The organism is Abiotrophia sp. HMSC24B09 (assembly GCF_001815865.1).
Classification (GTDB): Bacteria; Bacillota; Bacilli; order Lactobacillales; family Aerococcaceae; genus Abiotrophia.
On the sequence record NZ_KV822195.1, the window covers coordinates 335,106 to 348,293 of the forward strand.

At 47.1% G+C, this 13,188-nt stretch carries 15 protein-coding genes; 14 read left to right on the plus strand and 1 reads right to left on the minus strand.

Annotated features, from left to right (window positions below):
- The first annotated feature begins 14 nt into the window (after positions 1 to 14).
- From HMPREF3093_RS02705 to ffh, 6 genes are all read left to right on the plus strand, one after another.
- On the plus strand, positions 15 to 824 hold the full coding sequence (locus tag HMPREF3093_RS02705) for a Cof-type HAD-IIB family hydrolase (protein WP_070755485.1): 810 nt from the start codon (positions 15 to 17) through the stop codon (positions 822 to 824).
- A gap of 37 nt (positions 825 to 861) precedes the next feature.
- On the plus strand, positions 862 to 1,884 hold the full coding sequence (gene ftsY, locus HMPREF3093_RS02710) for a signal recognition particle-docking protein FtsY (protein WP_070755486.1): 1,023 nt from the start codon (positions 862 to 864) through the stop codon (positions 1,882 to 1,884).
- Positions 1,885 to 2,040: 156 nt separating this feature from the next.
- A complete protein-coding gene (locus tag HMPREF3093_RS02715; protein ID WP_070755487.1) occupies positions 2,041 to 2,475 on the plus strand; it encodes a hypothetical protein in 435 nt (144 codons plus the stop codon).
- 131 nt (positions 2,476 to 2,606) lie between these two features.
- Positions 2,607 to 2,978, plus strand: coding sequence for a metal-dependent transcriptional regulator (locus HMPREF3093_RS02720; protein ID WP_070755488.1), 372 nt, complete (start codon positions 2,607 to 2,609; stop codon positions 2,976 to 2,978).
- Positions 2,979 to 2,987: 9 nt separating this feature from the next.
- Positions 2,988 to 3,308: a YlxM family DNA-binding protein gene (ylxM, locus tag HMPREF3093_RS02725; protein ID WP_070755489.1), complete on the plus strand. Its 321-nt coding sequence runs from the start codon at positions 2,988 to 2,990 to the stop codon at positions 3,306 to 3,308.
- Positions 3,309 to 3,384: 76 nt separating this feature from the next.
- Positions 3,385 to 4,860, plus strand: coding sequence for a signal recognition particle protein (ffh, locus tag HMPREF3093_RS02730; protein ID WP_023390752.1), 1,476 nt, complete (start codon positions 3,385 to 3,387; stop codon positions 4,858 to 4,860).
- A 56-nt stretch (positions 4,861 to 4,916) separates the two neighbouring features.
- Here the strand turns inward: ffh and HMPREF3093_RS02735 are convergent, their stop codons facing one another.
- Positions 4,917 to 6,119 (minus strand): NADH-dependent flavin oxidoreductase, encoded by a 1,203-nt coding sequence (locus HMPREF3093_RS02735; protein WP_070755490.1) that lies wholly within the window; start codon positions 6,117 to 6,119, stop codon positions 4,917 to 4,919.
- Positions 6,120 to 6,270: 151 nt separating this feature from the next.
- Here HMPREF3093_RS02735 and HMPREF3093_RS02740 point away from each other — a divergent pair, with 151 nt between their 5' ends.
- From HMPREF3093_RS02740 to HMPREF3093_RS02775, 8 genes are all read left to right on the plus strand, one after another.
- Positions 6,271 to 7,278, plus strand: coding sequence for an MsnO8 family LLM class oxidoreductase (locus HMPREF3093_RS02740; RefSeq protein WP_070755491.1), 1,008 nt, complete (start codon positions 6,271 to 6,273; stop codon positions 7,276 to 7,278).
- Positions 7,278 to 7,616, plus strand: a complete 339-nt coding sequence (locus HMPREF3093_RS02745) for a glycine cleavage system H family protein (RefSeq protein ID WP_070755492.1) — start codon at positions 7,278 to 7,280, stop codon at positions 7,614 to 7,616. The genes HMPREF3093_RS02740 and HMPREF3093_RS02745 overlap by 1 nt, the downstream gene beginning before the upstream one ends.
- Before the next feature lie 16 nt (positions 7,617 to 7,632).
- On the plus strand, positions 7,633 to 8,466 hold the full coding sequence (locus HMPREF3093_RS02750; protein WP_070755493.1) for a protein-ADP-ribose hydrolase: 834 nt from the start codon (positions 7,633 to 7,635) through the stop codon (positions 8,464 to 8,466).
- Entirely contained in the window at positions 8,405 to 9,280 is an 876-nt protein-coding gene (locus tag HMPREF3093_RS02755; RefSeq protein WP_070755494.1) for an SIR2 family NAD-dependent protein deacylase, read from the plus strand. The genes HMPREF3093_RS02750 and HMPREF3093_RS02755 overlap by 62 nt, the downstream gene beginning before the upstream one ends.
- 9 nt (positions 9,281 to 9,289) lie before the next feature.
- Positions 9,290 to 10,312, plus strand: a complete 1,023-nt coding sequence (locus tag HMPREF3093_RS02760; RefSeq protein WP_070755495.1) for a lipoate--protein ligase — start codon at positions 9,290 to 9,292, stop codon at positions 10,310 to 10,312.
- Between the two features lie 308 nt (positions 10,313 to 10,620).
- The gene (locus HMPREF3093_RS02765) at positions 10,621 to 11,352 is read left to right on the plus strand and encodes a metal ABC transporter ATP-binding protein (RefSeq protein WP_070755496.1); all 732 of its coding nucleotides are present in this window, start codon (positions 10,621 to 10,623) and stop codon (positions 11,350 to 11,352) included.
- Positions 11,349 to 12,197 carry a metal ABC transporter permease gene (locus tag HMPREF3093_RS02770; RefSeq protein ID WP_023390743.1) on the plus strand — a complete coding sequence of 283 codons (849 nt, stop codon included), beginning with the start codon at positions 11,349 to 11,351 and terminating at the stop codon, positions 12,195 to 12,197. The genes HMPREF3093_RS02765 and HMPREF3093_RS02770 overlap by 4 nt, the downstream gene beginning before the upstream one ends.
- Positions 12,198 to 12,208: 11 nt before the next feature.
- Positions 12,209 to 13,111: a metal ABC transporter substrate-binding protein gene (locus HMPREF3093_RS02775; RefSeq protein ID WP_070755671.1), complete on the plus strand. Its 903-nt coding sequence runs from the start codon at positions 12,209 to 12,211 to the stop codon at positions 13,109 to 13,111.
- Positions 13,112 to 13,188: the final 77 nt, after the last annotated feature.

Sequence of the window (13,188 nt, forward strand, 5' to 3'; positions counted from 1 at the left end):
GAAGGAGGAAGGCTATGATTAAGCTAATTGCCATTGACCTCGATGGTACCTTACTCAATGCTCAAAAAGAAGTATCCCAGGCTAACCGCCAGGCACTAGCCTATGCTAAATCCAAGGGGGTCAAGGTGGTGCTCTGTACTGGCCGACCTTACTTTGCCATGAAACATTTCCTAGCTGATTTAGGCTTGGTAGACCCAGAAGATTACATTGTGACCTTCAACGGTGGTATGGTCCAAAAGGCTCAGGATGGTCAGGTATTAGTCTCTAATACTCTAGGGACATCAGATGTCTTAGCTTGGTATCAAGTGACACAAAATTTGGATTTACCAATTAATGTCATTGATGCCGATCGTCTCTATGAGCCGACTGCCTATCCGGTAGGCTATCCATCCCTCTATTTGGAAAATGTCACTAATGTGCCGAGTGTGGTCCAAGACTACAAGACCTTTGATCCAGATCACGCCTTTAATAAATTCGTCATTGTCACCACTCAGGAACATTTGGATGCTCAAATTCCTAAGTTGGATCCGGATTTCAAGGACCAATACGCTGTTTTCAAGTCACGCTCCTTCTTCCTTGAAGTCATGAAAAAAGGCGTCAGCAAGGGTGATACCCTAGCTAAATTAGGGGAACTCTTAGATATTAGTCCGCAAGAAATGATGACCATGGGCGACCAGGAAAACGACCTGTCTATGATTGAATTAGCTGGTCTAGGCGTAGCCATGGGCAACGCGACTGAACAAGTTAAGGAAGCTGCCCAATATGTCTCCTTAACTAATGAGGAAGATGGCGTGGCTCACGCTATTCATAAATTTATTGTGTAAACCAAAAGTCAGCTAAGACTTAGAAAGGGGTGAACCCATGGGGTTATTTGATCGTATACGGCGTGCCTTTACCGGGGAAGATGCCGTTGTCAAAGAAGAAGAAGTAAAAAAAGAAGACCAGATAGTCATTGACTCCTACGACCAAGGGACAGCCAAGACTCGTCGCAACTTCACTGATATTATGACCAACCTCTTCACAAGTTTCCGTGAAGTGGATGAGGAGTTCTATGAGGACTTGGAAGAAGCCTTTATCGGGGCGGACGTTGGTTTTGCGATGACTATCGCTATTACTGATGCCATTCGTGATGAAATCGAACGGACAGGGGTCCACAAGCCAGAAGATGTCAAGCGCGTACTCCTTGAAAAAATGGTTCAAGTCTATGAGCGAGGCGGCCAAAATCTGGTTTCACTTAAGGAGAACCCAGATGGTCCGACGGTTATCCTCTTTGTCGGGGTTAATGGGGTAGGGAAAACAACATCGGTCGGTAAGATTGGTTATCAGCTCAAGCAAGAAGGTCACAAGGTCCTCATGGCAGCTGCCGATACCTTCCGGGCTGGTGCTGTCGAGCAACTGAATGTCTGGGGCGAGCGTCTGGATATTCCAGTGGTAACGGGCAAGGCCCAAGGTGACCCGGCTGCGGTTGTCTATGATGCGGTTAAGAAAGCCAACGCTGAAGGTTATGACTATCTCTTAGTCGATACGGCCGGTCGTTTACAGACCAAGGCCAATCTCATGGAAGAATTGGCTAAGATTAAGCGGATTATTGAGCGTGAGAACCCAAATGGGGTCCAAGAAGTCCTATTAGCTTTGGACGCGACAACCGGGCAAAATGCGCTCATCCAGGCCAAACAATTCAATGAAGCAACTGAAATTACCGGCTTGGTGCTGACTAAGTTAGATGGAACAGCCAAAGGGGGCGTAGTCCTCTCCATTCGCTATGAATTGGATATTCCAGTTAAGTACATTGGTCTCGGTGAGAAGGCGACTGACTTGAAGAAGTTTGATGCTGAAGCCTATATGTACAGCTTGGTCAAGGATGTTCTAGAAGTAAAAAATTAAGATAGCGAGAGGTTGGGTTAGCCTGGCCTCTTTTTGTAATGGAGATGAAGTCGCTGTGATTTGGATTATCGCAATCTTAAGGAAAACTTTACTTGCGTGTGGGATTTTTTTAGGGTAGGATAAGATGTTAACAATCTATCTGTTTGAGGAGGTCCTATGGAAAAACAATCTTCCTTTAAGTTTGTCATTCAATATAATCTACTTTTATCCATCTTTGCTAGTACGGCCATTTCAGCCGCTATTTTAATAAAATATAGTCAGTTTTCTTGGGGGCAGTTGGCCGTGGATACGACACAAGCCATTATTATCAGTGTCTTGGTCGGCGTGGGCTTTCCTTTTGACTTGATCACCAAGCCACTTAAGTCAACTCTGTCATTAAGCGGCTGGCCTTTGCGTTTGGCAACGAACGCCATGATTTGTGCGATAGTCGCGGCGGTTGTGACCATCTATTTCAAGCTGCTGATCTTTGGCTTTGGGCCGGCAACTGGTCCTGCCTTCTTAGCCGATTATCCCTTGTCCTGGGCAGTTGGGGTAAGTGTGGCTTTTATTCTAGAACCTTACCTCTTATCATTTTTGCAAGCAGATAGCTAAAATAACCTAGTGCTCTTTGGGCACTAGGTTGTTTTTATAACAATAAGACTTAGGCAGGCCTAATCCAGTTTGTCTTGACTTTAGAAACATGGTAGAATAAGACAAGAAGGATTAGGAGACGAGGTGTCGCAATGAAAAAAAGCCAAAGTCAAGAAGACTACCTTAAGTTCATTCACGAGGCAGGTCATGGCCAATATGTTTCTAACAAGGAAATTGCCACTGGTCTCAATGTAGCCCCCCCTTCGGTGAGTGAGATGATTACTAAATTGGCCCAAGAAGGCTTGGTTGCCTATAAGCCTTATAGTGGGGCCATGCTGACGCCTCAAGGCAAGAAATTAGCCATTGAATTAGTGCGCAAGCATGAAATCTGGGAATATTTCTTAGAGCACAAACTAGGCTATACTAAGACGGAAGTCCATGAATTGGCGGAGCTCTTAGAACATGCAACTTCAACGGATTTGGCCAATCGCCTGGCTGCCTATATCCAATATCCTGAAGGGTAGGCGGCTCTAATGGATTTAGCAAAAGTAATGCGGGTCAACCAGCTGCTTGGTTTTTACGGCGGGCTCTTAACTGATAAGCAACAAGCTATGCTTGGCCTCTATTATGAGGAAGACTTTTCCCTGGCTGAAATTGCCGACCACTATGACATTAGTCGCCAGGCTGTCCGGGATAATTTGAAGCGGGCTGAGCAGACATTAGAGCACTATGAAGATCAGCTCCATCTCTTAGCACGTCGAGAGGCAAGACTAGCCTTGCTAGACCAGCTAGCCAGTCATACGGATGAGGTGGGTCAGACTTTCCTAGCAGAAATTCGGGCAATGGATCAGTAGCTTGATCCTGTACTTATGAACAAGATAAAATCAAAACATGGGGCTAGTTGAGTGCTAGCCAAGAAGGAGGAAAACAATGGCGTTTGAAGGATTATCCGAACGCTTGCAGAATGCCATTAGCGGCATTGGTGCCGGTGGTACCATTAGCGAAGCAGACTTAAGACAGATGATGCGGGAGATTCGTCTAGCCCTCTTAGAGGCCGACGTTAACTTCCAAGTGGTGAAGAGTTTTGTTAAGACAGTCAATGAACGGGCCTTAGGCTCAGATGTCTTGGCTTCATTATCACCCGCTCAACAAGTAGTCAAGATTGTTGACGAAGAATTAACCGCCCTCATGGGTGGCGAACAGGTGCCACTTAACTTTGCGACCCAACCGCCAACCATTATCATGATGGCTGGTCTCCAAGGGGCCGGGAAGACGACAACCGTAGGTAAATTGGCCAAATACGTTCAAGCTCAAGGCAAGAAGCGTCCTTTGCTGGTAGCGGGCGATATTTACCGTCCAGCAGCCATTGCCCAACTCCAAACCATTGGTCAGCAATTAGGGTTTGATGTCTTTAGCTTAGGTTCTGATGTTAGTCCGGTTGAAATTGCCCGTCAAGCGGTGGCTCAAGCTCGTATACAAGGCAATGATGTGGTCTTAATCGATACGGCAGGTCGTCTGCACGTCGATGAGACCCTGATGGAAGAGTTACGTCAAATTAAGGCAGCGGTTAACCCGCACGAAATTCTGCTGACAGTGGATGCCATGACCGGTCAAGACGCGGTCAACGTGGCCAAGGCCTTCAACGATTCTCTGGATATTACCGGGGTGATTATCACCAAATTAGATGGGGATACCCGGGGCGGGGCGGCTTTATCGATTCGCTCAATCATTGACCGTCCAATTAAGTTCACCGGTCAAGGTGAAAAACTAGACGCCCTGGAGCCATTCTATCCAGACCGTATGTCTAGCCGGATTCTGGGTATGGGGGATATGATGACCCTGATTGAGAAAGCTCAACAGGAGTTTGATGAAGCCCGCGCCCAAGAGATGGCAGATAAGATTAAGGCCAATAGCTTTGACTTTAATGACTTTATCGAGCAAATGGACCAAGTCAACAAGATGGGCCCACTCAAGGACTTGATTAAGTTAATCCCTGGGATTAACAAGATTCCTGGCCTGGATGAACTAGATGTCAACCAGAAGGATATGGCGCGTGTTAAGGCCATTGTCCTCTCCATGACACCAGCTGAACGTGAGAATCCAGATATTATTTCTCAGAGCCGTCGTAAACGGATTGCAGCTGGTTGTGGTCAGTCCTTAGCCGATGTTAACCGCATGATTAAACAGTTCAATCAGTCACGCGATATGATGAGCCAAATGTCTAATGGTAAGATGGGCGGTATGAAGAAAATGATGGCCCAACTCCAACAAGGCGGCGGTGGCTTCCCAGGTATGGGTGGCGGCGGTATGAGCGATACCGACTTCATGACACCAGAACAGTTAGCTAAACGTAAGGCTGAAAAAGACTTACAACGCAAACTCAAAAAATTAAAGAAACGTCGCTAAGACAAGCAAAGAGGCTGGATATTCCAGCCTCTTTTTCTAGCTATATAATAGAAGGTTTAAACTTCTTTGAAGGTTTTATCGCCCTTATAATTCTGCTCTAGCTTGCGGAATTGGTCGCGAGTATCTTGTGGCAGGGCTTGGCCGATATCCATCATGCGGACAATGTCCTTGAAGGCGGCTTGAGGAATAGCCAAGTCTGCCAAGTCTTTAGGACTAATCTGCAAATTAATCGGATTAGGATCTCCTGCAGCAAACTTATTGACAAAGTCTGGATCCGCCACAAAGGGGGTAGAAATCCCCACTAATTCAGCATGTTCTAAAGCTTCTTGGGCCTTGGCAATAGAATTAATACCACCCGTTACCATGAGAGGAAGCCGACCAGCTAGGTGCTCGTGGACTACTTGGTTGATTAGACGGCCTTGATGGGGTCCCGCAGCTCTCACGCGGTTACGGAAGACATCCCGTCCCCAACTCGCCAGGCAGAGGTAGTCCAAGGGAACACGCTCCAAAATCCAATCCGTCACTTGATTGAATTCTTCTACTGTATAGCCCACTTCTTGGCCACGTGTTTCCTCAGGCGTACAGCGATAGCCTAGGATAAAGCCAGGCGATGCCAGTCGCTCGACGACCTCCATAATGGCCTCCCAAATTTCTAAAATCAAGCGAGCGCGATTTTCTAGACTATCAGCCCCATAAGCATCCGTCCGCTGGTTAGAGAAGGTAGAGAGGAAGGACTGAGGTAGCAAACGTTGGGCACTGGATAACTCGATGCCGGCGAAGCCCGCTTGAATGGCCCGGCGTGTTGCGTCCGCATAGTAGCCAATAATAGCCTTTATCTGTGACTGATCTAAGGCTTTGACTTGATGGGGGATAGGTGAATTTAGGGTCATTGGGCTGGGGCCGTAAACATAGCCCTGACGTCGCAGGTAGGGCTCCGCAAATCGTCCCGCGTGGGTCAATTGGATGAGCGCCTTGGCGCCATCTTGCTGCATAGCCTGAGCAAGTTTTGCCAAACCAGGAACACAGGCATCCTCAGCCAGACTGGGTCCAAATTCGAAGAGTTGTCCCTGGGGATGAATGTAGGCAGCCCCGGTGATTTGTAGAGGGGCTGATTGAGCCCGGCGGCGTGAGTAGGCCAAGTCTTCTTCGGTAATGTGGCCTTGCGCGGTCGAGGAATTGGTAGTCATAGGTGAGAGGACGAAGCGATTGGCTAAGCTATGGGCACCTAGACCTAGTGGGCTAAGCAGGGGGGATGGCATGTGAGACACTCCTTCGGAAGCTGTTCAATCAGCTAGCATAATCAGATACTTACACGTTAGCACGAAAATTTTATCTGGTCAATCGCCATGAGTTGACAATCCCCCTAGGTCTGATTGATAATAAAATTATTGATAAGAATGGAGGGCTCGCATGTTACTAAGTGTTTTGGATTATGCCATGGTGGACAGTGGCCGAACAAGTCAAGAAGCCCTAGGGGAGACAGTGGCCCTGGCTCAATTAGCAGATGAATTGGGCTATCACCGTTTCTGGGTGGCCGAACACCATCAGGTGCCGGCTCTTGCCAGCGCCAGTCCGGAGCTCATGATTATGCATTTGCTAGGCAAAACGCAACGCATTATGATTGGTTCGGGTGGCATCATGCTACCTCATTACCAGCCTTATAAGGTAGCAGAGTGGGTGACTACCCTCAGGTCTCTCTACCCAGGGCGTGTCAATGTGGGCTTAGGAAATAATCCAGGTACCAACTCTGTCAGAGAATTGATGGGCACGGGTGAACTTAAGCGTTCAGATTATGCCCAGCAAGTGACTGATTTGGTTGAGTATTTGGCGGATCCTGACTCAGTTGGTTTGCACGCAGCAGGACCTAGCCAAGAGGCCCTCTGGTTGCTGTCGGCTGGCCTGCAGTCAGCCCAGTTAGCAGGAAGTTTGGGTCAGGCTTATGTCTATGGCTATTTCTTGGCGCCTGGCAAGGACCCACTTGCCAGTGCCCGAGACGCCTTAACTACCTATCGAGCTGCCTGCCAAGAAGCAGGCCACAGGCCGCAAGCTAGCCTGGCGGTCTTTGTGGTCTTAGGCCAGGATGAGACTCAGTGTCAGCAACTCCTATCTGCCTTAGACGTCTGGCAACTGGGTAAGCAAGATTATGCTGAATTCAAGACCTTCCCAACAGTCCAGGAGGCGGCCGCTTATCCCCTTAGCCAGGAGGACCGAGCACAGATAGAAATCAACCGCCAGCGTGTGGTCGTAGGCACCCTTGATCAAGTCAAGCAGCAGCTAGATGACTTGGCGGCTAGCCTTGACCTTGAGGAGCTGATGGTTATTCCCTTAGTGCCAGATATTAAAAATCGTCAAGCAGCACTCCAGGCTTTGGCACAAGCCTATCAACTAAATCAAGATAAGAAATCGGAGGAATTATAATGAAGAAATTAGGTAACTATTTATGGGTTGAAAAAGAATGGGATATCTACACCCTCAGCATGACGCCAGAATTACAAGATGATGTCGGGACGGTTGGCTATGTGGAATTTACCCGCGAAAGCCAAGTCGAGGCTGGCGACTCCCTCTTAAGTTTGGAAGCCTCTAAGACGGTTTTAGATATTTTTTCACCCCTGTCTGGTCGCATTGTGGAGGTTAACTCAGCTGCTCAAGATCAGCCAACCTTGCTTAACTCAGCCAATCCAGCAGAATCTTGGCTGGTGCGCTTGACTGATGTTGAGGAAGCAGCCTTCTTGGCTTTACCAGATCCGCTAGACTAAGAGAGGTGGGGCTGACATGTTTGCACAAGATTTGGACGCCCTGATTCGTCATCTTGGGGCTAGCCCTGAGCCGGGGACTGATGAAGAAAAGTTCCGGCAATATCGTGGCCTAGTTAATCAACGCTTGCCTTATCCAGTTAGTCAGGACTACCTAGATTTGGAAAGTCGCTTCTTGGCAGCCTGGCGCCAGCAGGAAGCTATCTATCATTTGGCAGATTGCCAGAAGACAGCGCATCCCTCACTTTATCTCTGGCAGGGCGATATTACCCGTTTGGCGGTAGATGCTATTGTTAATGCAGCTAATTCGGCCATGCTAGGTTGCTTTGAACCTAACCATTATTGCATTGATAACCAAATTCATACTTTTGCCGGCGTTGGTTTGCGCTTGGCCTGTGCTGATTTGAAAAAAGCCCGGGGTGGTAAGCCGCTGCCTGTTGGTCAAGCTCTCATGACATCCGGCTTTAATTTACCAGCCAAGCAGGTCATTCATACGGTAGGGCCACGCATTCATCATTTGCCGGTATCGCCCATGATGCAGGACCTACTCAAAAAGGCTTATCGGGCTTGCTTGGCTTGCGCCGACCAAGCGGGTTTGGCGACAATCGCTTTCTGCTGTATTTCGACTGGTGAATTTTCCTATCCTATTGAAGAGGCGACGCCGATTGCCATTGAGACGGTCTCCGCTTATCTAGCAGAGACAGGTTCCAAGCTCAAGGTCATCTTCAATGTCTGGACAGATAGCCAGTACCAACTCTATCATGACTTACTTCATTCCAAGGAGGCCTCCCATGTGGCAAGCACTAACTCAAACCTATCCCAATCAAGCCCAGCAACTCTTGGCCCTGCTTAAGGAAGCAGAGGCCGTAGTCGTAGGGATTGGGGCTGGCATGTCAGCTGCGGATGGTTTTACCTATATTGGCCCACGTTTCCAAGAGGCTTTTCCTGACTTTATTGAAAAGTATGGCTTCCTCGATATGTTGCAGGCCAGTCTCTTTGATTTCCCTAGTTGGTCGGAATATTGGGCCTTCCAAAGTCGTTTTGTCTGCCTCAACTACTTGGATCAACCCGTGGGACCTTCTTACTTGGCTCTTAAAGACTTGCTCAAGGACAAGGCCTATCATATCATTACGACCAATGCCGATAATGCCTTCTGGGTGGCTGATTATGATCCTAACAAGGTCTTCCATATCCAGGGGGAGTATGGCCTGATGCAGTGCAGTCGCCATTGCCACGCCCAGACCTATCGGAATGATGCGCTGATTCGCCATCTGGCTCAGCATCAAGTCCAAGGCCAGGTGGCCTATGAAGACATTCCTCTCTGTCCTAAGTGCGGGGCACCGCTAGAAATCAACAAGCGAAATGCTGAAAAGGGCATGGTGGAAGATGGAGACTTTATGGCCCAATTGGGTCGCTACAAGGATTTCTTAGCTAACCATGTAGGGGACAAGGTCCTCTATCTTGAAATCGGGGTAGGCTTTACCACGCCACAATTTATTAAGCAACCTTTCCACCAAGCGGTCATGGCCAATCGGAATGCCATCTTGGTGACCTTAAATCAAAAACAATATCGTATGCCACGCGCCATTCAAGACCGGACGGTCTGGCTGTCTCAAGACAGTAAAGACCTCTTGTTGGCCTGTGCGGCTGCAGCTAATCAAGCTTAGGAGGATAACATGTATCTAATTGAACCTATTCGCAATGGCCAATATCTGCCTGATGGAGCCTTAACGCTGGCTATGCAAGTCTATGTTCTTAATCATTTAGACCTAGACGAGACCATTCTTTTCCCCTATTACTGTAAGCCTAAGGTGGAAATCGGTCGCTTCCAGAACGCAGAAGTGGAAGTCAACCATGACTATCTTAAGGAACATGATATTCAGTTAGTCCGTCGTGACACGGGCGGTGGGGCGGTCTACTGTGATCAGGGGGCCGTCAATGTCTGCTATATTATGCCAGGTGATACCAATATCTATGGCAACTATCAACGTTTCTACGCACCCGTTGTCAAACTCTTGCATGATATGGGGGCAAGTGAGGTCGAGCAGAGTGGTCGTAATGACCTGACGGCGCTAGGTAAAAAGGTATCAGGTGCCGCCATGACCATGGTAGCTGGCAAGATTTATGGTGGTCATTCCCTCCTATTAGATGTCGATTATGAAGCCATGGTGGAAGTGCTCAATCCTAACCGTAAGAAAATTGATTCTAAGGGCATTAAGTCGGTGCGCAGCCGGGTTATGGGCTTGCGCGAACTCTTGGACGAGCCCTATCGCCATATGACCATTGATCAGTTTAAGGATGAGGTCATTTGCCGTCTAATGGGGATTGACTCCATTGATCAAGCCAAGCGTTATCAGCTGACTGAAGAAGATTGGACAGCCATTGAAGCCCTGGCTGATTCTAAATACCGCAACTGGGAATGGAACTATGGCAATTCACCACGCTATAGCTATAATCGCGATGCTCATCTGGGAATCGGGACTGTAGAGTTCAGCCTAGAAGTTGAGGCTGGTCGCATTAGCAAATGCCGTATCTATGGTGATTTCTTCGGTAAAGGGGCCATCCAAGATATTGAAGAAGCCTTGCTGGGCACACCTGTTACTAAGCAAGATTTATTAGCAGTCCTGTCCAAACAGGACTTGGCTCATTATTTTGGCCCAGTCACCGCCCAAGAACTGGTGGACTTAATCCTATCCTAACTTTTCGGCTCCTGCCCTTTGAAAAGGGCGGGGGCTTTTTTATGTCGCTACTAAACTTTTCTCCATTAAATTTTTTGGTGCTGCTCTCAAATGGAGTGGCCAAAATTAATATCACTGCCAACAAGAAACCGATATAATGAACTAGTCATGAAAAGCGACTATCACCATAGATAAACATAAGTTTGAAAGCTAAAAGCCCCTAAACCTAAAATCACAAGAAAAATTTTTGCAAACCTAAACATTTTAGGTTGACCTAATCTTTTTTCTGGTGTACAATATAATTAGCGGTAAGAGAGGAGATGATTTATGTGATTAAAACACAGGATTTAACGGTCAGTTATGATAATCAAGTGGTCGCTTTGGAAGGGGTTAACCTGGAATTAGCGGGTCCGACCATTACTGGCATTATTGGGCCCAACGGTGCTGGTAAATCTACTTTTGTCAAAGCAATCTTGGATATGGTAGACCATGACGGCCAGGTTTTTCTGGACGGGGTGCCTGCCAAGAAGATGCTGAAGAAAGTAGCTTACGTCGGCCAAAAGAGCGACATTGATTTCAACTTTCCAATTAAGGTCAAAGAATGTGTCTCCTTAGGCACGTATAGTAATCTCGGTATTTTCCGCAAGGTAAGTAAGAAAGAATGGAATAAAGTTGAAAAAGCGCTCGCCCAAGTTGGCTTGAGTGACTTCGCTAACCGACAAATCTCAGCCCTCTCGGGTGGACAGTTCCAACGCGTTCTGATGGCGCGCTGTCTGGTTCAAGAAGCAGATTACATCTTCTTGGACGAGCCCTTTACTGGGATTGATTCGGTCAGTGAAGAGATTATTATGAAAATCTTGAAGGACCTCAAGAACCAAGGCAAGACGGTCTTGATTGTCCATCATGATTTGCATAAGGTACGGCGTTACTTCGATCAGTTGATTATCATCAATAAGCAACTGATTGCTGTAGGGCCTACTGAGCATGTATTTAATGACCAAAATATGAAGGCCGCCTATGGCGATAGCGTCTATTTTGGTAAGGGAGGTGACCTGGTATGACCTTGATTCATGACTTTATTGAGAATGTGTCGACCCTGCATTATATGCAGAATGCGCTAGTCACTGCCATTGTCATTGGGATTGTCTCAGGGGCTGTAGGGTGTTTTATCATCTTAAGAGGGATGTCCCTGATGGGGGATGCTATCTCTCACGCGGTATTACCAGGGGTCGCCTTGTCCTTCATCTTGGGGATTAATTTCTTCGTTGGGGCCATTGTCTTTGGGCTTTTTGCCTCCATGATTATTACCTTCATTCGAGGAAATTCCATTATCAAGGGGGATACAGCGATTGGGATTACCTTCTCCTCCTTCTTGGCCTTGGGGGTCATCCTGATTGGCTTGGCCCGGAGTTCAACAGACCTCTTCCATATTCTCTTCGGGAATATCTTAGCGGTTCAAGATTCAGACAAGTGGATTACCATTTGGGTTTCCGTAGCGGTGCTGATCGTCATCATCCTCTTCTTCAAGGAGTTGCTGATTACGTCCTTCGACCCGCAAATGGCTAAAGCCATGGGTATGAAGGTCAATTTCTACCACTACCTCTTAATGATTCTCTTGACCTTAGTGTCTGTAACGGCCATGCAAAGTGTTGGGACCATCCTTATTGTGGCCATGCTCATTACACCTGCTGCCACCGCCTATCTCTACGTCAATAGCCTTAAGTCTATGATTCTCCTCTCATCGACTTTGGGGGCTGTGACTTCAGTATTAGGTCTCTTCCTCGGGACTAGCTTCAACGTGGCGGCCGGCTCCAGCATTGTACTCACCTCAGCCGTGATTTTCGCGATTAGCTTCTTCATCTCTCCAAAACAACAATTCTTTAGAAAGCGGGTTTTACGCAAATGAAACACAAGCTAATGAAATTAGTGGCACTCTTAACGGTATTGTTTTGTTTGGTACCAAGCGTGAGCGCCCAAGATAAAAAACTCAAAGTTGTCGCAACTAACTCTATTATTGCCGATATCACCAAGAACATTGCGGGTGATAAGATTGATCTTCACTCCATCGTACCAGTAGGCCAAGACCCTCATGAATATGAGCCACTACCTGACGATATTAAGAAGACTACCCAAGCTGATTTAATCTTCTACAATGGCATTAACTTGGAAACTGGGGGCAATGCTTGGTTCACTAAATTGGTAGAAAATGCCAAACGAGTGGAAAATAAAGACTACTTCGCAGTCAGCGAGGGCGTGGAAGTCATTCACTTGGAAGGTGAGGGCGAAACTGGTAAGGAAGACCCTCATGCTTGGTTGAACTTAGAAAATGGGGTAATTTACGCTAAAAACATTGCCAAACACCTGATTGAAAAAGATCCAAGCAACAAGGACTTCTACCAAAAGAACTTGGATGACTATGTTGCCAAGTTAGAAGCTTTGGACAAGGAAGCTAAAACTAAGTTTGATGCTATTCCAGAAGAGAAGAAAATGATTGTTACCAGCGAAGGCTGCTTCAAGTACTTCTCTAAAGCCTACAATGTACCATCAGCTTACATCTGGGAAATTAACACCGAAGAAGAAGGCACACCTGACCAAATTCGTGATTTGGTTAAGAAGCTCAAAGGCTCTAAGGTACCAGCTCTCTTCGTAGAATCAAGTGTGGATGACCGTCCAATGAAGACCATCTCTAGCGAGACCGGTATTCCAATCTACGCTAAAATCTTCACTGACTCTATTGCTGAAGAAGGCCAAGAAGGCGACAGCTACTACTCTATGATGAAGTATAACTTAGATAAGATCTCAGAAGGTTTAGCTAAGTAAACAAAATTTTCGCATCTGTAAAGTAAAAATACTTTACAGATGCTTTTTTATATGTTAGACTAGGGTCTGTAATCAAT

What these genes read in the sequence shown, in the direction of transcription:
- HMPREF3093_RS02705 (WP_070755485.1), top strand. Translation starts at nt 15, where the DNA reads ATGATTAAGCTAATTGCCATTGACCTCGATGGTACCTTACTCAATGCT.
- ftsY (WP_070755486.1), top strand. Translation starts at nt 862, where the DNA reads ATGGGGTTATTTGATCGTATACGGCGTGCCTTTACCGGGGAAGATGCC.
- HMPREF3093_RS02715 (WP_070755487.1), top strand. Translation starts at nt 2,041, where the DNA reads ATGGAAAAACAATCTTCCTTTAAGTTTGTCATTCAATATAATCTACTT.
- HMPREF3093_RS02720 (WP_070755488.1), top strand. Translation starts at nt 2,607, where the DNA reads ATGAAAAAAAGCCAAAGTCAAGAAGACTACCTTAAGTTCATTCACGAG.
- ylxM (WP_070755489.1), top strand. Translation starts at nt 2,988, where the DNA reads ATGGATTTAGCAAAAGTAATGCGGGTCAACCAGCTGCTTGGTTTTTAC.
- ffh (WP_023390752.1), top strand. Translation starts at nt 3,385, where the DNA reads ATGGCGTTTGAAGGATTATCCGAACGCTTGCAGAATGCCATTAGCGGC.
- HMPREF3093_RS02735 (WP_070755490.1), bottom strand. Translation starts at nt 6,119, where the DNA reads ATGCCATCCCCCCTGCTTAGCCCACTAGGTCTAGGTGCCCATAGCTTA.
- HMPREF3093_RS02740 (WP_070755491.1), top strand. Translation starts at nt 6,271, where the DNA reads ATGTTACTAAGTGTTTTGGATTATGCCATGGTGGACAGTGGCCGAACA.
- HMPREF3093_RS02745 (WP_070755492.1), top strand. Translation starts at nt 7,278, where the DNA reads ATGAAGAAATTAGGTAACTATTTATGGGTTGAAAAAGAATGGGATATC.
- HMPREF3093_RS02750 (WP_070755493.1), top strand. Translation starts at nt 7,633, where the DNA reads ATGTTTGCACAAGATTTGGACGCCCTGATTCGTCATCTTGGGGCTAGC.
- HMPREF3093_RS02755 (WP_070755494.1), top strand. Translation starts at nt 8,405, where the DNA reads ATGTGGCAAGCACTAACTCAAACCTATCCCAATCAAGCCCAGCAACTC.
- HMPREF3093_RS02760 (WP_070755495.1), top strand. Translation starts at nt 9,290, where the DNA reads ATGTATCTAATTGAACCTATTCGCAATGGCCAATATCTGCCTGATGGA.
- HMPREF3093_RS02770 (WP_023390743.1), top strand. Translation starts at nt 11,349, where the DNA reads ATGACCTTGATTCATGACTTTATTGAGAATGTGTCGACCCTGCATTAT.
- HMPREF3093_RS02775 (WP_070755671.1), top strand. Translation starts at nt 12,209, where the DNA reads ATGAAATTAGTGGCACTCTTAACGGTATTGTTTTGTTTGGTACCAAGC.